This window comes from Sphaerimonospora mesophila (assembly GCF_001417795.1).
Lineage (GTDB): Bacteria > Actinomycetota > Actinomycetes > Streptosporangiales > Streptosporangiaceae > Sphaerimonospora > Sphaerimonospora mesophila.
Window position 1 is genome coordinate 16,018 of the sequence record NZ_BCBX01000060.1, and the last position, 23,465, is coordinate 39,482.

The window sequence follows — 23,465 nt, forward strand, 5'->3', positions numbered from 1 at the left end:
GGTGATTTCGCCGTGCCTGAAGTCGCCCGAAACCAAGCGCGTGCCGTGCTTGAAGGGCCTGATATCCACCGGGCGTTGACCCGGATCGCGCACGAGATCCTCGAACGAACCAAGGGCGCCCGGAGCGTCGTACTGCTCGGGATCCCCACTCGCGGCGCGACGCTGGCGTACCGGCTCGCCGAGCGCATCGCGCAGTTCGAGGGCGTCAAGGTTCCCGTCGGCGCCATCGACATCACGATGTACCGCGACGACCTGCGCCTGCGGCCCGCCCGCCCGCTCGGCCGCACCGAGCTGCCCCCGGAGGGGGTCGACGGCAGGACGGTCGTCCTCGTCGACGACGTCCTCTACTCCGGCAGGACGGTACGCGCCGCGCTCGACGCGCTGAACGACGTGGGCCGGCCCACGGCCGTCCAGCTCGCGACGCTCGTCGACCGGGGCCACCGCGAGCTGCCGATCCGCGCCGACTACGTGGGCAAGAACCTGCCCACGGCCAAGAGCGAGAAGGTCAAGGTCTATCTGGAGGAGACGGACGGGCGCGACGCCGTGCTGCTCATCAAGGAGGAGTCGCGATGAAGCGCCACCTGATCTCCGCGGCCGACCTCACCCGCGACGACGCGCTGCTCATCCTCGACACCGCCGAGGAGCTGGCGAGGGTCTCGGAACGCTCCATCAAGAAGCTGCCGACGCTGCGCGGCCGCACGGTGGTCAACCTGTTCTTCGAGGACTCCACCCGCACCCGCATCTCGTTCGAGGCCGCGGCCAAGCGCCTGTCGGCCGACGTCATCAACTTCTCGGCGCGCGGGTCGAGCCTCTCCAAAGGGGAGTCGCTCAAGGACACCGCGCTCACCCTGGAGGCCATGGGCGCCGACGCCGTGATCATCCGGCACGGCGCCTCCGGCGCGCCGCACCGGCTCGCCGGCTGGGTGCACGGCAGCGTGGTGAACGCCGGCGACGGCACCCACGAGCACCCGACCCAGGCGCTGCTGGACGCGTTCAGCATGCGCCGCAGGATGGGCAGGCTCGACGGCCTCAAGGTGGCCATCGTCGGCGACGTGCTGCACAGCCGGGTGGCCCGCTCAAACGTGGCGCTGCTGCACACGCTGGGCGCCGAGGTCACCCTGGTCGCGCCGCCGACCCTGCTGCCGGTTGCGGTCGGCACCTGGCCCTGCCAGGTCTCCTACGACCTCGACGCCGTCCTGCCGAAGACGGACGTGGTGATGATGCTGCGCGTGCAGCTCGAACGGATGAACGCGGCCTACTTCCCCTCCGCCCGGGAGTACAGCCGCCGCTACGGGCTCGACCGCGACCGCTTCGCCCGCCTGCACGACGACGCGATCGTCATGCATCCCGGGCCGATGAACCGCGGCATGGAGATCTCGGCCGAGGTCGCCGACTCCGCCCGCTCCACCATCGTCGAGCAGGTCGGCAACGGCGTGACCGTCCGCATGGCCGTCCTCTATCTGCTGCTGGGCGGTTCCGAGTCCGCGATCGGAGGGACCGAGTGAGCACCATCCTCATCAGGGGCGCCAGGATCCTTGGCGCCGACCCGCGCGACATCCTGATCCGCGACGGCGTGATCGTGGAGGTCGGCGAGCGGCCCGGCGGCCGGGAGGACCACCGGGTCGACCAGGTCGTCGACGCCGACGGCCTCATCGCCCTGCCCGGCCTCGTGGACCTGCACACCCACCTGCGCGAGCCGGGCCGGGAGGACGCCGAGACCGTCGAGACCGGCACCCGGGCGGCGGCACGCGGCGGCTTCACGGCCGTGCACGCCATGGCCAACACCTCCCCGGTCGCCGACACGGCGGGCGTCGTCGAGCAGGTCTGGCACCTGGGGCGGACCTACGGACACTGCGACGTCCAGCCGGTCGGCGCGGTCACCTCGGGCCTGGAGGGCCGCCAGCTCGCCGAGCTCGGCGCGATGGCCGAGTCGGCGGCCCGGGTCCGTGTCTTCTCCGACGACGGCATGTGCGTGTCCGACGCGGTGCTGATGCGGCGGGCGCTCGAGTACGTCAAGGCCTTCGACGGCGTCGTGGCCCAGCACGCCCAGGAGCCGCGCCTGACCGAGGGCGCCCAGCTCAACGAGGGCGAGGTCTCCGCCAGGCTCGGCCTGACCGGCTGGCCGGCCGTCGCCGAGGAGGCGATCATCGCCCGTGACTGCCTGCTGGCCGCGCACGTCGGCTCCCGCCTGCACGTGTGCCACGTCTCGACGGCCGGCTCCGTGGAGATCCTCCGCTGGGCCAAGTCGAAGGGCTGGGACGTCACGGCCGAGGTCACCCCGCATCACCTGCTGCTCACGGACTCCTGCGCCGAGAAGTCGCCGCTGGGGCCGTACAACCCGATCTACAAGGTGAACCCGCCGCTGCGCACGGCCGAGGACGTCCGGGTGCTGCGCGAGGCCCTGGCCGACGGCACGATCGACTGCGTCGCCACCGATCACGCCCCCCACCCGGTCGAGGACAAGGAGACCGAGTGGGCCGCGGCGGCGATGGGCATGATCGGGCTGGAGACCGCACTGTCCGCGGTCCAGGAGGCCATGGTCGAGACCGGCCTGCTCGACTGGGCGGGCGTGGCCGACCGCATGTCCGCAAGGCCGGCGCGGATCGGCAGGCTGGCCGGGCACGGCCACCCGATCGAGGCCGGCGCCCCCGCCAACATCACCCTCTACGACCCGTCGGTGCGGGCCCGGGTGGATCCCACGGCAATGGTGTCGAGGAGCCGCAACACGCCGTACGAAGGCATGACGCTGCCCGGCCGTGTCGTGGCCACGTTCCTCCGCGGCCGCCCCACCGTGCTTGAAGGGAAGCTCGTATGACGACAGCACTGCTCGTGCTCGAGGACGGCCGCGTCTTCGAGGGCACCCCCTACGGCGCCGAGGGGGAGACGTTCGGCGAGATGGTCTTCAACACCGGCATGACCGGATATCAGGAGACGCTCACCGACCCCTCCTACCACCGGCAGATCGTCGCGATGACCGCGCCGCACGTCGGCAACACCGGCGTGAACCTGGAGGACCCGGAGTCGCGCAAGATCTGGGTCGCCGGCTACGTCGTGCGCGAGCCCGCCCGCATCGCGTCGAACTGGCGGTCGCACGGATCGCTGGAGGACTACCTGCGCGGACAGGGCGTGGTCGGCATCGCCATGCCCGGCACCCGCGCGCTCACCCGCCACCTGCGCGAGCGCGGCGCGATGCGCGCCGGAGTCTTCTCCGGTCCTGCGCTCGCCCCGGTCGAGGAGCTTCTGGAGCGGGTGCGGCGCTCACCCGGCATGGCCGGAGCCGACCTGTCCGGCGAGGTCTCCACGCGTGAGCCGTACGTCGTGCCGGCCACGGGGGAGCGGCGCTTCACCGTGGCGGCGATCGACCTCGGGATCAAGGCCATGACGCCGCAGCGGCTGGCGGAACGCGGCTGCGACGTGCACATCCTGCCCGGCTCCGCCACCGCGGCCGACATCCTGGCGCTCGACCCCGACGGCGTGTTCTTCTCCAACGGCCCCGGCGACCCGGCGACCGCGGACGGGCCCGTCGGGGCGCTGCGCGGGGTGCTGGACGCGGGGGTGCCGTTCTTCGGCATCTGCTTCGGCAACCAGATCTTCGGCCGGGCGCTGGGCCTGGGCACCTACAAGCTGCGCTACGGCCACCGCGGGGTGAACCAGCCGGTCAAGGACGTGCGCACCGGCAAGGTGGAGATCTCGGCGCACAACCACGGCTTCGCCGTACAGGCCCCGACGGACGGGCCGTTCGACACGCCGTACGGCCCGGCCGAGGTGAGCCACGTCAACCTGAACGACGGCTGTGTGGAGGGGCTGCGCCTGCTGGAGCGGCCCGCCTTCAGCGTGCAGTACCACCCGGAGGCGGCGGCCGGGCCGCACGACGCCGCGTACCTGTTCGACGAGTTCTGCGAGCTGATGGAGCGGTCGAGGGGACGGACGAGCGGGGCGGACGGCCGGCCGAGCGCGACCACGAACATGGAGGAGAAGGGTGCCTAAGCGCACGGACATCAGGTCGGTCATGGTGATCGGCTCCGGGCCCATCGTGATCGGACAGGCGTGCGAGTTCGACTACTCGGGCACCCAGGCCTGCCGCGTGCTGCGCAGCGAGGGCTTCCGCGTGATCCTGGTCAACAGCAACCCGGCCACGATCATGACGGATCCCGAGTTCGCCGACGCCACCTACGTCGAGCCGATCACGCCGGACATCGTCGAGAAGATCATCGCCAAGGAGCGGCCGGACGCCCTGCTGCCCACGCTGGGCGGCCAGACCGCGCTCAACACCGCGGTCGCGCTGCACGAGGCCGGGGTGCTGGCCAGGTACGGCGTCGAGCTGATCGGCGCCAACTTCGACGCCATCCAGGCGGGGGAGAACCGCGAGCGGTTCAAGGAGATCGTCGCCAAGGTGGCCGTCGAGCGCGGCCTGAACGCCGAGTCAGCGCGCTCGCTGATCTGCCACACGCTGGAGGAGTGCCTGTCGGCCGCGGCCGAGCTGGGCTACCCGCTGGTGGTCCGGCCGAGCTTCACGATGGGCGGCGCGGGCTCCGGCCTGGCCTACGACGAGGAGGAGCTGCGCCGCATCGCCGGGGCGGGTCTGGACGCCTCCCCGACCACCGAGGTCCTCCTGGAGGAGTCGATCCTCGGCTGGAAGGAGTACGAGCTGGAGGTCATGCGCGACCGCGCGGACAACGTGGTGATCGTCTGCTCGATCGAGAACGTCGACCCGATGGGCGTGCACACCGGCGACAGCGTGACCGTGGCCCCGGCGATGACGCTGACCGACCGCGAGTACCAGAACATGCGCGACGTCGCCATCGCGGTCATCCGCGAGGTCGGGGTCGACACCGGCGGCTGCAACATCCAGTTCGCGGTCGACCCGGCCACCGGCCGGATGATCGTCATCGAGATGAACCCGCGCGTGTCGCGCTCCTCGGCGCTGGCGTCGAAGGCCACCGGCTTCCCGATCGCCAAGATCGCGGCCAAGCTCGCCGTCGGGTACACCCTGGACGAGATCCCCAACGACATCACCAAGGAGACCCCGGCCTCGTTCGAGCCGACGCTCGACTACGTGGTCGTCAAGGTGCCGAGGTTCGCGTTCGAGAAGTTCGCCGGGGCCGACAAGACCCTCACCACGCACATGAAGTCGGTCGGCGAGGCGATGGCGATCGGCAGGTCCTTCCCAGAAGCCCTGCAGAAGGCCCTCAGATCGCTGGAGAAGAAGGAAACGTCCTTCACCTGGGCGGGGGACCCTGGCGATCTCTCGGAGCTGCTGAGGGCCTGTGGCAGCCCGCACGACGGGCGGCTGCGCACGATGCAGCAGGCGATCAGGGCCGGCGCCACGCCGGAGCTGCTGTGCGAGACCACCGGGATGGACCCCTGGTTCGTCGACCAGCTCTTCGCCGTGGACGAGGTCGCCCGCTCGATCCGGGAGGCCGGCTCGCTCGACGGGTTCGACGGTCCCGCACTGGTCCGGGCCAAGCGGTACGGCTTCAGCGACGCCCAGATCGCCGAGATCCTCGGGGTGGCCGAGGCGGCGGTGCGCGAACGACGGCACGCCCTGGGCCTGCGGCCGGTCTACCACACGGTCGACACCTGCGCCGCCGAGTTCGCCGCGCGCACGCCCTACCTGTACTCGACCTACGACGAGGAGACCGAGGTCCCGCGGGGCGACCGCCCGAAGGTGATCATCCTGGGCAGCGGGCCGAACCGGATCGGGCAGGGCATCGAGTTCGACTACGCGTGCGTGCACGCGTCGTTCGAGCTGGCCGCCGCCGGCTACGAGACCGTGATGGTCAACTGCAACCCGGAGACCGTCTCGACCGACTACGACACCTCCGACCGGCTCTACTTCGAGCCGCTCACGTTGGAGGACGTCCTGGAGGTCGTGCACGCCGAGCAGGCCACCGGCCCGGTCGCCGGGGTGATCGTGCAGCTCGGCGGGCAGACGCCGCTCGGGCTCGCCCAGGCGCTCAAGGACGCGGGCGTGCCCGTGGTCGGCACGTCGCCGGAGTCGATCCACCTGGCCGAGGACCGCGGCGCTTTCGGCCGGGTGCTGGCCGAGGCCGGGCTGCGCGCGCCCAAGCACGGCACCGCCCGCACCGTCGACGAGGCGCGTGAGGTGGCCGCGCAGATCGGCTACCCGGTGCTCGTCCGCCCCTCCTACGTCCTGGGCGGGGCCGGCATGGCCATCGTGTACGACGACCACACGCTCGGCGCGTACATGGCCAAGGCCGCGGCCAGGACCGGCGTCGAGCACCCGGTGCTGATCGACCGCTTCCTCGACGACGCCATCGAGATCGACGTGGACGCGCTGTTCGACGGGGAGGAGCTCTACCTCGGCGGGGTCATGGAGCACATCGAGGAGGCCGGCATCCACTCCGGCGACTCGGCCTGCGCCCTGCCCCCGATCACGCTGGGCGGCTTCGACATCAAGCGGATCCGCGCCGCCACCGAGGCCATCGCCAGGGGGGTCGGCGTGCGCGGCCTGCTGAACGTCCAGTACGCCCTCGCCGCCAACGTGCTGTACGTCCTCGAGGCCAACCCGAGGGCGAGCCGTACCGTGCCGTTCGTGTCGAAGGCGACGGCGGCGCCGCTGGCCAAGGCGGCGGCCCGGGTGATGCTGGGCGCGACGATCGCCGAGCTGCGCGCCGAGGGCATGCTGCCGGCCGAGGGAGACGGCGGCACGCTGCCGCTGGACGCGCCGATAGCGGTCAAGGAGGCGGTGCTTCCGTTCAACCGGTTCCGCGGTGTGGACACCGTGCTCGGCCCGGAGATGCGCTCGACCGGCGAGGTGATGGGCATCGACGAGTTCTTCGGCACGGCGTTCGCGAAGTCGCAGGCGGCCGCCTACGGCGCGCTGCCGACCAAGGGACGGGCCTTCGTCTCGGTCGCGAACAAGGACAAGCGGGCCATGATCTTCCCGGTGAAGGCACTGGCCGATCTCGGGTTCGAGATCCTGGCCACGGAGGGCACGGCCGAGGTGCTGCGCAGGAACGGCGTCCATGCCAAGATCGTGCGAAAGCACAGCGACGGAACCGGGTCCGACGGCGAGCCCACCATCGTGCGGCGGATCCTCGACGGCGAGGTGGACCTCATCGTGAACACCCCGTTCGGCGGCCCCGGCCAGTCCGGGCCGCGGCTCGACGGGTACGAGATCCGGACCGCCGCCGTGCTGCGCGGCATCGCGTGCGTCACGACCGTGCAGGGCCTGGCGGCCGCCGTCCAGGGCATTCAGCACATCGTCCGGGGTGATGTGGGCGTACGGTCGCTCCAGGAGCACGCCAGGAGGCTGAGGGAGTAGGCGAGTGGCCGGTAGTCCGGTACAGGTGACGGGCACGGTGCTGACGACGCGCCGGGTGGACGCCTACCATGCGCTCACGGTCGTCGCACCGGGCATCGCCGACCGGTTCCGGCCCGGCCACTTCGTCACGGTCGCGGCCGGCGGGCGCGACACGGCGATGCTCACCCGGCGGGCGCTGACCGTCCACGACGTCAAGCCCGACTACGGTGGCACGGTGGAGCTGGTCTTCGCCGTGCGCGGCGCGGGAACCGCCTGGCTGTCCGAGGTCAAGGCGCGCGACACGCTCGACATCGTCGGCCCGCTCGGCCGGCCCTTCCCGCTGCCCCGCGACCCGTGCACGTGCGTGCTGGTGGGCGGAGAGTACGGCTCTGCCTCGCTGTTCGCCCTGGGCGACGCCCTGCAGCTGCGCGGCTGCCGGATCGACTTCGTGCTCGGCGCCACCACGGCCGAGCGGGTCTTCGGCGCGCTGCGGGCCCGCCGGATGGGGGAGACGACGACGCTGACCACCGAGGACGGCTCGCTCGGCATGCGCGGCAGGGTGACCGACGTGCTGCCCGGCGTGATCGCCGACGTCCGGGCCGACGCGGTCTACGCGTGCGGCCCGATGGCGATGCTGCGCGGGGTGACCGCGGTGGCCGTCGAGTTCGGCATCCCCGTCCAGGTCGCCGTGGAGGAGCACATGGCCTGCGGCATCGGCGTCTGCATGACCTGCGTCGTCCCCGTGATCGGAGAGGACGGCGTGACCCGGATGCTGCGTTCCTGCGTCGAGGGCCCGGTGTTCCGCGGTGAGCGGGTCCGCTTCGACGACGTCGGGACGATCCCGTTCGACGCCCTCGGCGCCCCCGGAGGGCGCAATGTGTGAGTCCGGGCGGGGTGAGCCGACATAGGTGCCGACCTGCGGAGTTACCTGGCCCACGTGGAGCTGCCCAACCCCGTGCTGACGGCCTCCGGCTGCGGGGGGACGGGCCGGGAGCTCGCCCAGTTCTTCGACGTCGCCAGGCTCGGCGCGTTCGTGACCCGGTCGATCACGATGGCGCCCAGGGCCGGACGGCCGACGCCCCGGATGGCGGAGACCCCCTCGGGGCTGCTCAACGCCGTGGGCCTGCAGGGGCCCGGCGTCGAGGCATTCCTGGAGCGCGAGCTGCCCTGGCTGGCCGAGCGGGGCGCGCGCACCGTCGTGTCCCTCGGCGGCGGCACGGTGGCCGAGTTCACGGCGCTGTCGCGGCGGCTCGCCGACGCGCCCGGCATCACCGCCGTCGAGGTCAACCTGTCGTGCCCGAACGTCGAGGACCGCGGCAGGATGTTCGCCCGCGACGGCTCGGCCGCCGCCGAGGTGGTGGCGTCGGTGCGGGCCGCGATCAGGTACGACGTGCCGGTGATCGCCAAACTGTCGCCCGACGTCGCCGACATCGTGGCGGTCGCCCGGTCGTGCGTGGACGGCGGCGCCGACGCCCTCGCCATGATCAACACTCCGGCCGGCATGAGCATCGACGTGGACGCCATGCGCCCGGCGCTCGCCGCCGGGGCGGGCGGCCTGTCCGGCCCCGCCGTACGGCCCCTGGCGGTGCGCTGCGTGTGGCAGGTGCACGCGGCCCTGCCCGGGGTGCCGATCGTCGGCATGGGCGGCGTGACGACCGGCAGGGACGCCCTGGAGCTCATCCTGGCGGGCGCCTGCGCCGTCGCCGTGGGCACCGCGACCTTCCACGACCCGTACGCCTGCCCGCGCATCCTGAGGGAGCTCGAGGAGCTTCTCACCGAGCGCGGCTTCGACCGGCTGGCCGACGCCGTCGGCCTGGCCCACCGCCCCGCGGGGACGGGACCCCGCGGCAGGACCGATCTGGAGGAGAGTTCCCTGTGACCACGCCAGCTCCCGTCGCCGTCGCCCTCGACGCGCCCGACCTGGAAACCGCGGCCCGCTGGGCGGGCCTGGTGACGCCGCACGTCTCCACGGTGAAGGTGGGGCTGGAGCTCTACCTCCGGTACGGCCCCGACGTGATCGCGTCGGTGCGCGGCGCCAGCGGCGTCCGCGTCTTCCTGGATCTCAAACTCCATGACATCCCCAACACCGTGGCGGCGGCCGCCCGCGCGGTCGCCCGGCTCAAGCCCGCGATCCTGACCGTCCACGCGGCCGGCGGTCCCGCGATGATCCAGGCGGCCGTGGCGGCGGCGCCGGACGCCCAGATCGCCGCCGTGACGCTGCTCACGTCGCTCTCGGACGCCGATCTGCGCGAGATCGGCATCCAGGGACCGCCCGAGGACGCGGTGCGCCGTATGGCCGCCGTCGCCGTCGGCGCCGGCGCCCAGGCCCTCGTCTGCTCGCCACGTGAGGTCGCCGCCGTGCGGGCAGAGGTCGGTCCCGGGATCACGCTCATCACCCCGGGCGTGCGGCCCGCCGGCGCCGACACCCAGGATCAAGCAAGAGTAGCGACTCCGGAGGACGCGATCACCAGCGGGGCCGATCTTCTGGTGATCGGGCGGCCGATCACGGGTGCTCCGGACCCCGGTGCGGCCGCCGCCTCGATCGCCGCCGCGCTGCGTCGGATGACGGACAAACAGTGACTTTTCAATTACGAACAGTAGTAGTATCGATTTTGTGGCCAGAGAAACAGCCCTTCACGTTGCCGTACTGGCCTTGGACCAGCTAGTTTCCCCTCCCGTCCGAGTACATCGACAGAAATTCGAGGTGACCCGGCGTGGCTCTTCCTCCCCTGACCCCCGAGCAGCGCGCCGCAGCACTTGAGAAGGCTGCCAAGGCACGCAAAGAGCGTGCCGAGGTCAAGAACCGACTCAAGCACGGCGCGGTTTCCCTGGCCGAGGTTCTGAAGGACGGGCAGACCGATGACGTCATCGGCAAGATGAAGGTCTCGGCTCTGCTGGAGTCGCTCCCTGGCGTGGGCAAAGTCCGCGCCAAGCAGCTCATGGAGAAGCTGGGGATCGCCGAGTCCCGCCGTGTGCGGGGTCTCGGCGCGAACCAGCGCGCCTCCCTGGAACGAGAGTTCGGCGGTGCCGAGAGCTGATCTCGGCGTCGTACGGCTTGTTGCAAGGGGGTAACGGAGTGACCGACATGTCCACACACGGCGGTGACTCCTTGCCGCACGACCGACGCCTGACGGTCCTGTCCGGTCCGTCGGGTGTCGGGAAATCCACGGTCGTCGCCGAGCTCCGGCGGTCACACCCCGAGGTGTGGCTGTCGGTCTCGGTGACCACCCGGAAACCCCGTCCGGGTGAGACGCACGGCGTGGAGTACTTCTTCGCCGACGACGCCGAGTTCGACCGGCTGATCGCCTCCGGCGAGCTGCTGGAGTGGGCCGAGTTCGCCGGCAACCGGTACGGCACGCCACGCACCCCCGTGCTGGAGCGGCTGACCGCCGGGGTACCGACGCTGCTGGAGATCGATCTCCAGGGCGCGCGGCAGGTGCGTGCCGCGATGCCCGACGCGCTGCTGGTCTTCCTGGCCCCGCCGAGCTGGGCGGAGCTGGAGCGACGGCTGCGCGGCCGGGGCACCGAGCCGCCCGACGTGATCGCCAGGCGGCTCGAGATGGGGCGGCTCGAGATGGCGGCCGAGAAGGAATTCGACCTCACCATCGTCAACACGACCGTCAAGGACGTGTGCCAGCGGCTGATAGCCTTGATGCGAAGCCAGTTTTCCGGCTAGTAGGGTGTCCACGAACCTCGGCAGGGTCGGCCACCGCGCCGGAGGGAATCCGCGGCCCTCGCGAAGCCCGCGCCGCCGGGCGCGCCACCGCCGGTCCGCGCCCCCCTCCGCCGGCTCCCCGACCCCGGCGAACGTTCGCGGACAGCGCACTAGGCTCGACTTCCAAGCAGGGGAACACACAACGTGGCAAGCACAGTCGGCTACGCCGAAGGCATCACCAACCCGCCGATCGACACGCTGCTCGACATCGTCGACAGCAAGTACAGCCTGGTGATCATGGGTGCGAAGCGGGCACGCCAGATCAACGCCTACTACTCCCAGCTCGGCGAGGGCCTGCTGGAGTACGTCGGGCCGCTCGTGGAGACCCACGCCCAGGAGAAGCCGCTGTCCATCGCGCTGCGCGAGGTCAGCGAGGGCCTGCTCAGCGCCGAGCCCATCGAGTCCTGAGCCGGGCCGCCGTGCCTGCCGCTTCGGTGGTGCTGGGCGTCAGCGCCGGCATCGCCGTCTACAAGTCGTGTGAGCTGCTGCGCCTGTTCACCGAGTCCGGCCATGACGTGCGGGTCGTGCCGACCCGCGACGCGCTGCGCTTCGTCGGGGAGCCCACGTGGGCCGCGCTCTCCGGCAATCCGGTGACCACCGAGGTGTGGGAGTCCGTCCACGAGGTGCCGCACGTCCGCATCGGGCAGCGCGCCGACCTCGTGGTCGTCGCCCCCGCCACCGCGGACGTGCTGGCCAAGGCCGCGCACGGCCTGGCCGGCGACCTGCTCACCAACACCCTGCTGACCGCCCGCTGCCCGGTCGTGTTCGCGCCGGCGATGCACACCGAGATGTGGGAGCACCCCGCCACCCGCGCCAACGTCGCGACGCTGCGCGAGCGGGGCGCCGTCGTGATCGAACCGGCCGTCGGCCGGCTCACCGGGGCCGACACCGGGCCCGGGCGGCTGCCCGAGCCCGCGGAGATCTTCGAGGTGTGCCGCAGGGTGCTCGCCCGCGGCGCGCTCGCCGGCCGGGCCCTCGACCTGGCGGGCCGGCACGTGGTCGTCTCGGCGGGCGGCACCCGCGAGGCGATCGACCCGGTCAGGTTCATCGGCAACCGGTCCTCGGGCCTGCAGGGGTACGCCCTGGCCCGCACCGCGGTCGCCCGTGGCGCCGAGGTCACGCTGGTGTCGGCCAACGTCGCGCTGCCCGATCCCGCCGGAGTCAAGGTGCTGCGGGTCGAGTCGGCCCGCGAACTGCGCGAGGCCGTGCTCGACGCCGCCCGCGCCGGGGCTCACGGAGCCGACGCGGTCGTGATGGCGGCCGCCGTCGCCGATTTCAGGCCGGACCGGCACAGCGATACCAAGATCAAGAAATCGTCGGCCGAGCCGGACCCGATCCGCCTGGTGAAGAACCCCGACGTGCTGGCCGAGCTGGGCGAGCTGCGGCGGGACGCACGCCAGCGGGGCGGGCGCGAGCCGTACCCGCGGGTGATCGTCGGATTCGCCGCCGAGACCGACGACGTCCTGGCCAACGGCCGGGCCAAGCTGGCGCGCAAGGGCTGCGACCTGCTCGTCGTCAACCAGGTGGGGGAGGGGCTCGCGTTCGGGACGCCGGACAACGCCGCCGTCGTCCTCAGCGCCGACGGCGGGACCGTGGAGATCTCGCGGGGTCCCAAAGAGGATCTCGCCGACGTAGTCTGGGACTTGGTGGCGGAGCGCCTTTCCTGACAGCCCGCCACGGCAAGTGCGCGCTGCGAGGGAGCGACCGTCATGCCCGTGCCCGCCGCGATCAGAGAGCGCTGCCGCGCGATGCTCGGCCCGGGCGAGGACATCCGCTACGTGTTCCCGGCCCTCGCGCAGTCCCCTCCGGCGACGGCCGCCTTCCTGATCGTCGTGACGGACCGGTCGGTGACCCTGCTGTCGATGGCCGGCGGCGACGCGCCGTCCGGCGTGTGGGCGACCTACCCGCGCCGCACCCGGCTGGGGCCGATCGAGTTCCGATCCGGCCCGCGCATCGAGATCGACGGGATGGTGTTCGAGGTGGAGGTGGAGTACGCGGCCGTGGTGGCCGCCGCCGACGCCGAGGCGTTCTCCCCCGGCGACCTTCCCCGCGACCCCCTGCCCGACCTATGAACGCTAGACTCGCGTGAGCATCGCCCATCTTTAACGTCAGCAGCCGCTGCATGAGGAGCCACGAGTTGTCCCGTCGCCTGTTCACCTCCGAGTCGGTCACCGAGGGCCACCCGGACAAGATCGCCGACCAGATCAGTGACGCGATCCTCGACGCAATGCTCAAGGACGACCCCAAGAGCCGGGTCGCCGTCGAGACGCTGATCACCACCGGGCAGGTCCACGTCGCCGGCGAGGTGACGACGGAGACCTACGTCGACATCCCGGCGTTGATCCGCGACAAGATTCTGGAGATCGGTTACGACGCCTCCCACAAGGGCTTCGACGGCGCCTCCTGCGGCGTTTCCGTGTCCATCGGCGCGCAGTCGCCCGACATCGCCCAGGGCGTCGACACCGCCTACGAGCATCGCGCGGGCGAGGGGGCCGACGACTTCGACCGGCAGGGCGCGGGCGACCAGGGCCTGATGTTCGGGTACGCGTGCCGGGAGACGCCCGAGCTGATGCCGCTGCCGATCATGCTGGCCCACCGGATGGCCCGGCGGCTGGCCGACGTGCGCAAGAGCGGCCAGGTGCCGTACCTGCGGCCGGACGGCAAGACCCAGGTGACCATCGAGTACGACGGGGACACCCCGGTCCGCCTCGACACCGTGGTGGTCTCCACCCAGCACGCCCCCGAGATCGACCTGCGGGAGATGCTGACCCCCGACATCCGCGAGCACGTGGTGGAGCCGGTGCTGGCCGATCTGGAGATCGAGACCGAGGGCTACCGGCTGCTGGTGAACCCGACCGGCCGTTTCGAGATCGGCGGTCCGATGGGCGACGCCGGCCTCACCGGCCGGAAGATCATCATCGACACCTACGGCGGCATGGCCAGGCACGGCGGCGGCGCCTTCTCCGGCAAGGACCCCTCCAAGGTGGACCGCAGCGCCGCGTACGCGATGCGCTGGGTGGCCAAGAACGTGGTGGCGGCCGGACTGGCCGACCGCTGCGAGGTCCAGATCGCCTACGCCATCGGCAAGGCCCAGCCGGTGGGCCTCTTCCTGGAGTGCTTCGGCACGGAGAAGGCCCCGGTCTCCACGATCCAGAAGGCCGTCCTCGCCGTCTTCGACCTGCGTCCGGCCGCGATCATCCGGGACCTCGACCTGCTGCGCCCGATCTACTCCGAGACGGCCGCCTACGGACACTTCGGCCGGGAGGGCTTCTCCTGGGAGTCCACCGACCGGGCCGACGCGCTGCGCGCGGCGGCCGGGCTCTGACCGCTCCGCCGTACGATCCCGGGCCCCGCGGAAGTTTCGAGCCTGCGAGAGACTTTCGTGGGTGGGGCTCCGGCCGCCGGACGTCGTCCGCGTCTGATAGGACGTAGGACGTGAGTGTGCCGTCGCAGGAGGCGCTCGTGCCCGCGCCGGCGGCGAGCGGCCGCAAGGGGGCCCGTCAGGCGGCCGGCGACCTTCCGGTCGCCCGGGTCGTCGTCGACACCCCGCTGCCGCATCTGGACCGGCCGTTCGACTACCTGGTGCCCGCGACGGCCGATGCCGTCGCGGTGCCGGGCTGCCGGGTGCGGGTCCGCTTCGCGGGGCGGCTCACCGACGGTTTCCTGCTGGAGCGGGTCGCCGGGAGCGAGCACCGGGGACGGCTCGCCTTCCTGGAACGGGTGATCTCCCCGGAACCGGTCCTGACGGCCGAGATCGCCGGGCTCGCGCGCGCGGTGGCCGACCGCTACGCCGGCACGATGTCGGACGTCCTGCGGCTGGCGATCCCGCCGCGCCATGCCCGGGTCGAGGCCGAGGCGAGGGCACCGGCCCCCGTGTCATGGGAGCCGGCGCCCCCGGCCGAGGAGGATCGGAGCGGGTGGGCCGCCTATCAGGCGGGGCAGTCGTTTCTGACCGCCCTGGCGGAGGGGCGCTCGCCGCGCGCCGTCTGGACGGCACTGCCCGGTGCCTCCTGGCCGGAGGCGATCGCGGCCGCGGCGCGGGCGACGCTGGCGAGCGGCCGCGGCGTGGTGATCGTGCTGCCCGACGGCAAGGACGTGGCCATGCTGGCCCCGGCGCTGGGGAGCACCCCGCACGTCGCGATCACCGCCGACCTCGGACCGGCGGAGCGCTACCGCCGCTGGCTCAAGGCCCTGCGTGGAGAGATCGGGATCGTGGTCGGCAACCGTCCCGCCGCCTTCGCGCCGGTGGCCTCCCTGGGCCTGGCCGTCATCTGGGACGACGGAGACGATCTGCACGCCGACCCGCATGCGCCGTACCCGCACGCCCGCGAGGTGCTGGCGCTGCGCGCCCACCGCGCGCAGGCGGGCCTGCTGATCGGCGGCCACGCCCGGAGCACGGAGGCGACCATGCTCGTCGCGACGGGCTGGGCGCGGTCGCTCGCCCCGCGGCGCGAGGAGATCCGGGCCAGGGCTCCGAGGGTGCGCCCGGCCGGCGACGACGCCGAACTCGCCCGTGACGAGGCGGCCAGGGCCGCGCGTCTGCCGTCCATCGCCTGGCAGGCGCTGCGGCGCGGCCTGGACAGCGGCCCGGTGCTCGTCCAGGTGCCCAGGAGGGGATATCTGCCCGCGCTCGCCTGCCGGACCTGCCGCGGCCCGGCCCGCTGCCCCGCCTGCCGCGGGCCGCTGGCCCTGCGCGGTGGGCACGCCATGCCGTACTGCCGCTGGTGCGGCCGGATCGCGGGCGGCCGGCGCTGTCCGTCCTGCGGCGACGACCGGATCCGCGCGCTGATCGTGGGGGCCCGCCGCACGGCGGAGGAGCTCGGCCGGGCGTTCCCGTCCTTCCCCGTCAAGACGTCGGGGCGGGACGGCGTGCTCGCCGTGGTCGGGCCGGCGCCCGCACTGATCGTGGCCACCCCCGGTGCCGAGCCGGTGCCCGAGGGCGGCTACGCGGCGGTCGTGCTGCTCGACGGGTGGGCGCTGCTCGGCCGGCCGGACCTGCGCGCGGCGGAGGAGGCGCTGCGGCGCTGGATGAACGCCGCTGCGCTCGCCCGGCCGGGGGCCGAGCTCGTGGTGCTGGCCGACTCGGCCGTCCCGGCCGTACAGGCCCTGCTGCGCTGGGACCCGATCACCTTCGCCGAGCGCGAGCTCGCCGACCGCGCCGAGCTGGGCTTCCCTCCGGCGGTGCGGATGGCCACGCTGACCGGCCCGGCCGCAGCGGTCCGGGAGACGCTGGCCGACGTGGCCCTGCCTCCGCAGGCCCAGGTCCTCGGCCCGGTCCCCGTGGAGGGGGAGGTGGAGCGTGCCATGGTCCGGGTGCCGCGCGACCGGGGGTCGGCGCTCGCCCGCGCGCTCAAGGCCGCGAGCGGGGCGCGATCAGCGCGCAAGGCCGCCGACACGGTGCGGGTGGCGGTCGACCCGCTGGACCTCATCTAGCCACCCCCATTCCCCCGTGATCTTGTAGTTGCTCGCAGAGATCCCCTCCCACCTGGCCGAATACCATTCGTGATCTTGCAGAAACTCGCAGCGATGGCCCCACGCCTGGCATTTCGACTTCCGTGATCTCGCAGTGGGGTCGATACTGCGAGATCACGGAGTGTATCCGCGCAGCTCAGGGATCGTCTCCGTGAAAAACTGCAAGATCACGAATGGTAAAAACGCAGGCCGGTGACGTTGCGTGCAAGTAAATGCAAGATCACGCGGAGAAGGGGGTGCGGATCACGCGGGGAAGGGGTCAGGCGCGGGTGGAGTGGGACCTCTCGGCGAGAGCTCGGAGGTTCCGTACGGCCTGGGCGGGGTCGTCGGCCCCGTAGACGGCGTTGCCCGCCACGAAGACGTCGGCCCCGGCCTCGGCGCAGCGCTCGATCGTCGTCTCCGACACGCCGCCGTCGACCTGGAGCCACACCTCGCCACCGAACTTGTCGATCAGCGCACGGGCCCTGGAGACCTTCGGCAACATGATGTCCAGGAACCTCTGCCCGCCGAAACCCGGCTCCACGGTCATGACCAGCAGCATGTCGACCTCGGGCAGCAGGTCCTCGTAGAGCTCCACCGGGGTGGCCGGGTTCAACGCCAGACCCGCCCTGGCCCCGGCCGTGCGGATCGCCCGCAGCGTGCGCACCGCCGCCCTGGCCGCCTCCGCGTGGATGGTGACGCTGGCCGCGCCCGCCTCCGCGTAGTCCGGCGCCCACCGGTCCGGCTCCTCGATCATGAGGTGGCAGTCGAGCGGTGTCGTGGTCGCCTTGAGCAGCGACTCCACGACCGGAAGGCCGAGCGTGAGGTTGGGCACGAAGCGGTAGTCCATGACGTCGACGTGCAGCCAGTCGGCGATGCCCTCGACCCTCGCCGCCTCGTCGGCGAGGCGGGCGAAGTCGGCGGACAGGATGCTGGGCGAAATCTGTACGGCCATAGTGCCTGCAGTCTATTTCGCCCGGAACAGGGCCAGGAACATGGCGTCGGTGCCGTGCCGGTGCGGCCAGAACCGCACGTGGGGGCCGCCGCCGAGCCCCGGCGCCTCCGGCAGGAACTCCCGCGCGTCGAGCACCTCCGCCCGCTCGGGCGGCACCTCGTCCACCACGGCGGTGGTCTCGGCCAGGTGCGGGGAGCAGGTCACGTAGGCCACCACCCCGCCGGGCCGTACGGCACGCAGGGCCGAGTCGAGCAGCAGGCGCTGCAGCCGGGTCAGCTCGGGGATGCTCCGGGGATCGCGCCGCCAGCGGGCCTCCGGCCGCCTGCGCAGCGCGCCCAGACCGGTGCAGGGGGCGTCGAGCATCACCCGGTCGAACGTGCCGGGCCGCCACGGCGGCCGCGTCCCGTCGGCGGTCACGACCGCGGCGCCCCGGGTCGTCCCCCAGACGAGCCGGGCGCGGTGATACTGGACGTCAGCGGCGAGCAGCCTCGCCCCGCGCTGCTCGGCCACCGCGTCGAGCAGCCCCGCCTTGCCGCCGGGTCCCGCGCACATGTCCAGCCAGTCGCGGTCACGGTCGACGGGCACTCTGGTGAGCGCGAGCGCGACGAGCTGGCTCGCCTCGTCCTGGACGGCGGCGCGCGCCTCGCCCACCGCGGGGATCGAGCCCGGGTCCCCCTCGGGCAGATAGGCGCCGTACGGCGAGTAGGCCGCCGGCTCGGCACCCGCCGAGATCAGCTCATCGACGGAGCAGCGGCCCGGACGGGCCACCAGCGCCACCCGGGGCCGCTCGTTGTCGGCCGCCAGCAGCGCGGCGGTCTCGTCCACGTCGCCGCCGACCGCGTCGCGCAGCGCGTTGACGATCCACCGGGGATGACTGTGGGCCACGGCCAGATGCCCGGCCGCGTCCTCGTCGAGCGGCGGGGCCACGATGGCGAGCCACTCCTCCAGCGTGCGGCCCGCGACCTTGCGCAGCACGGCGTTGGCGTAGCGCGAAGGGCCTGGGCCGACCCGGTGCCTGACCAGGTCGATCGTGGCGCTGACCGCCGCGTGCGGCGGGATGCGGGTGCGCAGGAGCTGGTGCACGCCGAGCCGGACGGCGTCCAGCAGCGGCGGGTCGACGTGTTCCGGCGCCCGGTCGCTGCACGCGGCGATGATCTCGTCGTAGGTGCCGAGACCGCGCAGCGTGCCGTAGGCCAGCTCGGTGGCGAGCGCGGCGTCCCGGCCCACGATGCCGCGTTTGCGCAGCAGCGCGGGCAGCAGCAGGTTCGCGTACGCGTCGCGCTCGTCGACGGCCCTCATCAGGTCGTAGGCCGCGTTCCTGGCCGCGTCGGGCCGGCCGGACCGTTGCCTTCCCGAGCCGGGCCGGCCGGATCCCTGCCCGCCGGATCCCTGCTTACCGGAGCCCTGTCTGCCGGTCGGGCGCCGTCCAGAGTGCTGCCGGGTCATCGGAAGCGCTCCGAGTCGCCGGGTGCGCCGCCGACGCGGACGCCGCGCGCCCACTCGACCGCGGTCATCACCCGCTTGCCCTGCGGCTGCACCTCGCCGAGCTCGACCGGATGGGTGCCGGTGCCGGCGAGGACGGCGTTCTTCGCCGCGATGATCTCGCCGGGGGCGGGCGAGGCCGATGCCTCCGGCGCGAGCCGTACGGGGCCGATCTTGATCCGCTGACCGCGGAACTCGGTCCACGCGCCCGGGGCGGGCGTGCAGGCGCGCACCAGCCGGTCCACCCGCATCGCGGGGGCCGCCCAGTCGACGCGCGCGTCCTCGACCTCGATCTTCGGTGCGATGCTGACCCCGTCGGCCTGCTGCGGGCGGGCCTCCAGCGTGCCGTCCTCGACGCCGTCGAGCGTCGCCGTGAGCAGCCCGGCCCCCGACTCGGCGAGCCTGGCCAGCAGCGCACCGCTGGTGTCATCCGGCCGGACCGGCTCGGTCACACAACCGAAGACCGGGCCGGCGTCCAGCTCTTTGACGATCCGAAAGGTGGTCGCGCCGGTGATCTCGTCGCCGTGCAGTACGGCATGCTGAACCGGCGCGGCACCCCGCCACGCGGGCAGCAACGAGAAATGCAGATTTATCCAGCCGAATGGCGGAATATCCAGAGCGGCTTGCGGGAGCAAAGCGCCATAGGCGACCACCGGGCAGCAGTCCGGATTTATCGCCCGCAACCGGTCGAGGAAGTCCGGGTCGGCGGCCTTCGCCGGCTTCAGCACCTCGATGCCCGACTCCTCGGCCAGTTGGGCCACCGGGCTGGGATGGACGTGGCGTCCCCGGCCGGATCTGGCGTCCGGGCGGGTGACGACGGCGACGACCTCGTGGCGGGGCGAGTCGAGCAGCGCCCGCAGCGACGGGAGCGCGGTGTCCGGGGTGCCGGCGAAGACCAGGCGCACTACAGGGCCTTCCCGTAAGTGGCGTGCGGCGAGACCTTGACGACGGGTGCGGAAAGGCCGCTCCACTCGGCCTCCCGGATGGCCTTCATCGCGAGCTTGCGCTGCTTGGGATCCATCCGGTCGATGAACAGCACGCCGTCGAGATGGTCGGTCTCGTGCTGGAAGCAGCGGGCCATCACCTCGGTGCCCTCCAGGACGACCGGCTCGCCGTGCATGTTGAAGCCCTTGGCGACCGCCCTGATCGCGCGGGGGGTCGGGAAGGACAGGCCGGGGAAGGACAGGCAGCCCTCCTCGCCCTCCTCGTCGATCTCGTCCGACAGGTCGAGATCGGGGTTGATCAGGTGCCCGAGCTGCTCGTCCACGTAGTAGGTGAACACCCGGAGCCCGACGCCGATCTGCGGCGCCGCCAGTCCGGCGCCCGGGGCGTCCATCATCGTGTCGGTCAGGTCCTTGACGAGCCTGCGCAGCTCCTTGTCGAAGTCGACCACCGGCTCCGCCGGCGTGCGCAGCACCGGGTCACCGAAAAGGCGGATCGGCTGAATGGCCAACGATCGGCTCCGTTCACATCACGACGTCGAATATCGCTTCAGTCTAGGGGGTGTTCGGCGAATGCGTCCGTCGCCAACACGGTCCGGGCGGATGCGTCACAGGGCGGAGAAACACGACCTAAGGGCGTGAGCGGACCTTCATCGCCGTCTTCCTGGCCGTCTTGGCGATCAACGGGTCGGGGTGATGCCGGCCCAGCATCTCCAGCACGGCGAGGGTGTCGGGGTGATCCACCCGCCCCATTTCGGGGACCAGCGCGAGCAGGTCCTCCCCGAGGATGTCGAAATGGGCCACCGAGTCGATGGGGGCGCCCAGGTAGAGCAGGGCGGCGAGGGTGTCGACGGCCACCCAGGCGCCGTCGCCCTCACCCAGCGCCGGGGCGTCCAGATCGCGGACGCCCAGCCAGGCCGCGGCGTACCGCCACATCATCGGCTCGCTGAGGGCTTCGCGTACCGCCTGCTCGGCCTCCGGGCCCAGCTCCTCGAGGATCGTCCCGGCCGTGCCCCGCTGGGCGGCGTTGCCGGACGAGGCTATCTTGATCAGCTCGCGGGCGGCGTCCTCGGGGGCCCGGTGCTCCAGCCACAGCGTCGCCGCGCTGGCCGAGGCCCGGCCGGTGAGCATGGCCTCGATCAGCTCTCCGGCGGTGTGTCCGGCGAAGGCCACGACCTCGCCGAGGGAGGGCGCGTCGTGCCCCTCGCGCAGCAGGTCGCGGCGTACGGCCCAGACGCCGGGCTCGGTGAGCCGCACGAGATCGCCGGTCAGCTCGATCAGCCCGCAGTACTCCAGCAGCGCCATGGCCTCGGCCAGCTCGCCGGGCAGCGTCATCCGCAGCCGCCTGAGCTCGGACTGCTGGGCGCCGCAGCCGACCTCGTGCGCCTGGAGGATGCCGCCCGCCAGGTTCGCCATCGGCATGCCCTCCCGGACGGAGTAGATGGTCGCGAGGATCTCGGTGAGATGCTCGTCGACGACCCGGGAACCGGTCAGGCCCTCCTCCGTGCGGTCGAGCACGTCCATGACCACGCCGTCCCAGAACTCCATGGGATCGGTCATCCCGGGGCCGGGCCGGACGCTCTTGCCCGGGGTCACGTCGAGCAGCCGGCCGTTGACCGCGACCACCCACAGCAGGCGGAGCCGCGCGGCGTCCAGCCCGAGCTCGGCCACGGCCGCGCGGGCGTCGCCGTCGATCAGCAGCCCCTGCCCGGTGACCTCGCGCACGCCGGTCCAGTCGGCCAGCCGCACGGCGTCGCGCACGATGGGCGCGTCGCGCACCACTCGCGCCAGCTCCTCGTCCGGGGCGAGCTCGACGGGCGGGAATGTGAGCACGTCGCTGTCGGCCATTGCAGCAACTTACTCCACTGCGCTCACTCGACGCACCGGCTTCACCCCATGCGCCGGTGTCACCGGATGGCGCGCGAACGCGCCTTGAACGCGGCCTTCCTCGCCGCCTTGGCCGTCATCCGGTCCGGGAGGGAGTTGCCGAGCAGTTCCAGAACCTCGACGACATCGGGGTGATCGACCCGCCACATGTCCTCGATCAGATGGGCGGGCGGCCCGGAGACGGCGATGTTCTCCGCGAAGCCGTCCGGGTCGGCCTCGGCCGCCGGCAGCGCGAGCGCCAGCATGTCGACCGTGACCCACAGCACCTCGTCGTGGGTGAGCGTGGGGGCGTCCAGGCCCCGGGCGGACAGCCAGTGGACGGCGTGCGGCCGCAGCTCCGGGTCGTCGAGGCAGGACCGGACGACCGGGGCCGCCTCCACGCCCAGCCGGTCGACGATCGTGACGGCGATCCCGCGCACCTCGGCCGGCGCGCCCGCCACCGCGGCGAGCAGTTCCGCCGCGGCCTGCTCGGGGGTGCGGCGGGCCAGCCACGCCGCGACGTCGCGCTCGGCCGCCTCGGCGGGCAGCCCGTCGCTGATGAGGCCCGCGATCAGCCCGCTCGCGTCGCCTTCTGCGAGGTCCGGCGCGATCGGCGCGTCGAGCCCCATGTCCGAATAGATCTCCCGCAGTCCCCACAGCCCCTGCGGGGTCAGGGCCAGGCCGTCCTCGCTGATCTGGACCGTTCCCGCGTAGGAGAGGGCGGCCAGCGCCCCGCTCAGCCGCTCCTCGGTCAGCCCGTCCTCGGCCGGCCCGTCCTCATCCGGTGCGGGAGACCGGCCGATCGCGACCTCGCGCAGATATTCGGCGACCGCGTCGGCCGGGACCGGCGCCTGCAGCCGGTAGAGCAGGTCGTGCACCGAGTAGAGCTCCTCGTCCACGGCGGCTTCCCCGGTAACGGCCACCGGCGCCTCGATGAGGAACTCCACGGCCGCCGCCCACAGGTCGAACACCTCTTCGTCCGGCCGGGCGGCCAGCGGCCGGAACCCGTCGGCCGCCACGACGGTCGTTCCCTCGACCCGGGCCAGCCCGAGGTCGAGCGCGAGCCGCCAGGCCAGGGCCGGCCGTGCCACGCCCGCCTCCGCCGCCAGCGCGCGCGCGTCCCTGACCCGCAGCGCCTTGCGGGTCGTCGTCGTGCGTCCGCCGTCCACCAGCCATCTCACGATGAGGTGGGCGTCGCGCAGCAGCGGTGTGTTCCGTACGGCTGCGGCGATCTCGTCGGCGGGCGGAAGCCGTACGGCGGGCAGGGGAGCGCAGCCGGGGCAGTCGCACTCGGCCGGGCCGCCGGGCTCGACCAGTTCGAGGGAGTCGGGGCCGATGGCGCTGAAGATGCTCTTGGCCATGCCGAACTTGGTGGTGTCGGCGAGCGCCCGGGGCATCTCGGGCTCGATCTCGTCGATCGTCTCCCGCATCCTGGCGGCGACCTTGCCGGCGATCTCCCCCGTGTCGAGCAGGAACTCGACCAGCGTGCGGGCCGCCGCGATGGTCTCCGGCGCGCTTTCCGGCGGGGCGATGACCTTCCGCGGATAGATCTCCAGCAGGAGCTCCTCGAAGGTCCCCGGCCGGAAGTCGCCGAGTTCCCGCACCTCCAGATAGTCGCTGGCGTAGTCGCACAGCAGGCGGACCTCGTCGACGTCGACCTCCACGCCCCTGTCGCGCCCCCACATACGAAGGCCGTCGATGGCCCGGTTCACCCATTCGATCGACACAGGGAGACGCTAACGGCTCGCTGCGCCCATAGCGAATCGGTCAACCCCTCCGGAGGGCGGG

Annotated in this window: 21 protein-coding genes; 15 read left to right on the forward strand and 6 right to left on the reverse strand. The window is 72.5% G+C overall.

The features are described 5' to 3' along the window. Positions 1 to 12 precede the first annotated feature (12 nt). The 15 genes from pyrR (at position 13) to AP234_RS32595 (ending at position 16,415) form a co-directional block, all read left to right on the forward strand. The gene (gene pyrR / locus AP234_RS32525; RefSeq protein ID WP_083502639.1) at positions 13 to 573 is read left to right on the forward strand and encodes a bifunctional pyr operon transcriptional regulator/uracil phosphoribosyltransferase PyrR; all 561 of its coding nucleotides are present in this window, start codon (positions 13 to 15) and stop codon (positions 571 to 573) included. After that, a complete protein-coding gene (locus AP234_RS32530; RefSeq protein WP_055483596.1) occupies positions 570 to 1,505 on the forward strand; it encodes an aspartate carbamoyltransferase catalytic subunit in 936 nt (311 codons plus the stop codon). Before pyrR ends, AP234_RS32530 begins: the two co-directional genes overlap by 4 nt. After that, complete coding sequence (locus AP234_RS32535) at positions 1,502 to 2,815, forward strand: dihydroorotase (RefSeq protein ID WP_055483597.1); 1,314 nt, start codon at positions 1,502 to 1,504, stop codon at positions 2,813 to 2,815. The genes AP234_RS32530 and AP234_RS32535 overlap by 4 nt, the downstream gene beginning before the upstream one ends. Beyond that, positions 2,812 to 3,987: a glutamine-hydrolyzing carbamoyl-phosphate synthase small subunit gene (gene carA / locus AP234_RS32540; RefSeq protein ID WP_055483598.1), complete on the forward strand. Its 1,176-nt coding sequence runs from the start codon at positions 2,812 to 2,814 to the stop codon at positions 3,985 to 3,987. Before AP234_RS32535 ends, carA begins: the two co-directional genes overlap by 4 nt. Then, entirely contained in the window at positions 3,980 to 7,288 is a 3,309-nt protein-coding gene (gene carB, locus AP234_RS32545) for a carbamoyl-phosphate synthase large subunit (RefSeq protein WP_055483599.1), read from the forward strand. The genes carA and carB overlap by 8 nt, the downstream gene beginning before the upstream one ends. 4 nt (positions 7,289 to 7,292) lie before the next feature. Beyond that, positions 7,293 to 8,150, forward strand: coding sequence for a dihydroorotate dehydrogenase electron transfer subunit (locus AP234_RS32550; protein WP_055483600.1), 858 nt, complete (start codon positions 7,293 to 7,295; stop codon positions 8,148 to 8,150). A gap of 21 nt (positions 8,151 to 8,171) precedes the next feature. Next, the gene (locus tag AP234_RS32555; protein WP_055483601.1) at positions 8,172 to 9,146 is read left to right on the forward strand and encodes a dihydroorotate dehydrogenase; all 975 of its coding nucleotides are present in this window, start codon (positions 8,172 to 8,174) and stop codon (positions 9,144 to 9,146) included. Further along, the gene (pyrF, locus tag AP234_RS32560; protein ID WP_055483602.1) at positions 9,143 to 9,847 is read left to right on the forward strand and encodes an orotidine-5'-phosphate decarboxylase; all 705 of its coding nucleotides are present in this window, start codon (positions 9,143 to 9,145) and stop codon (positions 9,845 to 9,847) included. Before AP234_RS32555 ends, pyrF begins: the two co-directional genes overlap by 4 nt. A gap of 134 nt (positions 9,848 to 9,981) precedes the next feature. Next, on the forward strand, positions 9,982 to 10,305 hold the full coding sequence (gene mihF / locus AP234_RS32565) for an integration host factor, actinobacterial type (RefSeq protein ID WP_055483603.1): 324 nt from the start codon (positions 9,982 to 9,984) through the stop codon (positions 10,303 to 10,305). 47 nt (positions 10,306 to 10,352) lie between these two features. Further along, a complete protein-coding gene (gene gmk, locus AP234_RS32570) occupies positions 10,353 to 10,943 on the forward strand; it encodes a guanylate kinase (RefSeq protein ID WP_055483613.1) in 591 nt (196 codons plus the stop codon). A 183-nt stretch (positions 10,944 to 11,126) separates the two neighbouring features. Beyond that, the gene (rpoZ, locus tag AP234_RS32575) at positions 11,127 to 11,390 is read left to right on the forward strand and encodes a DNA-directed RNA polymerase subunit omega (protein WP_055483614.1); all 264 of its coding nucleotides are present in this window, start codon (positions 11,127 to 11,129) and stop codon (positions 11,388 to 11,390) included. Positions 11,391 to 11,401: 11 nt separating this feature from the next. Further along, complete coding sequence (gene coaBC / locus AP234_RS32580) at positions 11,402 to 12,649, forward strand: bifunctional phosphopantothenoylcysteine decarboxylase/phosphopantothenate--cysteine ligase CoaBC (RefSeq protein ID WP_162492451.1); 1,248 nt, start codon at positions 11,402 to 11,404, stop codon at positions 12,647 to 12,649. A 42-nt stretch (positions 12,650 to 12,691) separates the two neighbouring features. Next, positions 12,692 to 13,054, forward strand: a complete 363-nt coding sequence (locus AP234_RS32585; protein WP_055483604.1) for a hypothetical protein — start codon at positions 12,692 to 12,694, stop codon at positions 13,052 to 13,054. Positions 13,055 to 13,119: 65 nt separating this feature from the next. Continuing rightward, positions 13,120 to 14,307: a methionine adenosyltransferase gene (gene metK, locus AP234_RS32590; protein WP_055483605.1), complete on the forward strand. Its 1,188-nt coding sequence runs from the start codon at positions 13,120 to 13,122 to the stop codon at positions 14,305 to 14,307. 110 nt (positions 14,308 to 14,417) lie between these two features. Continuing rightward, the gene (locus tag AP234_RS32595) at positions 14,418 to 16,415 is read left to right on the forward strand and encodes a primosomal protein N' (RefSeq protein WP_055483606.1); all 1,998 of its coding nucleotides are present in this window, start codon (positions 14,418 to 14,420) and stop codon (positions 16,413 to 16,415) included. A gap of 298 nt (positions 16,416 to 16,713) precedes the next feature. On the opposite strand, the gene rpe is transcribed toward AP234_RS32595, so the two are convergent. The 6 genes from rpe to AP234_RS32625 all read right to left on the reverse strand — a co-directional run bounded on the left by rpe (position 16,714) and on the right by AP234_RS32625 (position 23,404). Further along, the gene (gene rpe / locus AP234_RS32600) at positions 16,714 to 17,388 is read right to left on the reverse strand and encodes a ribulose-phosphate 3-epimerase (RefSeq protein ID WP_055483607.1); all 675 of its coding nucleotides are present in this window, start codon (positions 17,386 to 17,388) and stop codon (positions 16,714 to 16,716) included. Positions 17,389 to 17,400: 12 nt separating this feature from the next. Further along, positions 17,401 to 18,834 (reverse strand): RsmB/NOP family class I SAM-dependent RNA methyltransferase, encoded by a 1,434-nt coding sequence (locus tag AP234_RS32605; RefSeq protein WP_055483616.1) that lies wholly within the window; start codon positions 18,832 to 18,834, stop codon positions 17,401 to 17,403. Beyond that, positions 18,831 to 19,775 (reverse strand): methionyl-tRNA formyltransferase, encoded by a 945-nt coding sequence (gene fmt, locus AP234_RS32610; RefSeq protein WP_055483608.1) that lies wholly within the window; start codon positions 19,773 to 19,775, stop codon positions 18,831 to 18,833. The genes AP234_RS32605 and fmt overlap by 4 nt, the downstream gene beginning before the upstream one ends. Continuing rightward, positions 19,775 to 20,323 (reverse strand): peptide deformylase, encoded by a 549-nt coding sequence (gene def, locus AP234_RS32615; RefSeq protein ID WP_055483609.1) that lies wholly within the window; start codon positions 20,321 to 20,323, stop codon positions 19,775 to 19,777. Before def ends, fmt begins: the two co-directional genes overlap by 1 nt. A gap of 118 nt (positions 20,324 to 20,441) precedes the next feature. Further along, complete coding sequence (locus AP234_RS32620) at positions 20,442 to 21,659, reverse strand: hypothetical protein (RefSeq protein ID WP_055483610.1); 1,218 nt, start codon at positions 21,657 to 21,659, stop codon at positions 20,442 to 20,444. A gap of 59 nt (positions 21,660 to 21,718) precedes the next feature. Continuing rightward, positions 21,719 to 23,404: a hypothetical protein gene (locus tag AP234_RS32625; RefSeq protein ID WP_055483611.1), complete on the reverse strand. Its 1,686-nt coding sequence runs from the start codon at positions 23,402 to 23,404 to the stop codon at positions 21,719 to 21,721. Between the last annotated feature and the right edge of the window lie 61 nt (positions 23,405 to 23,465).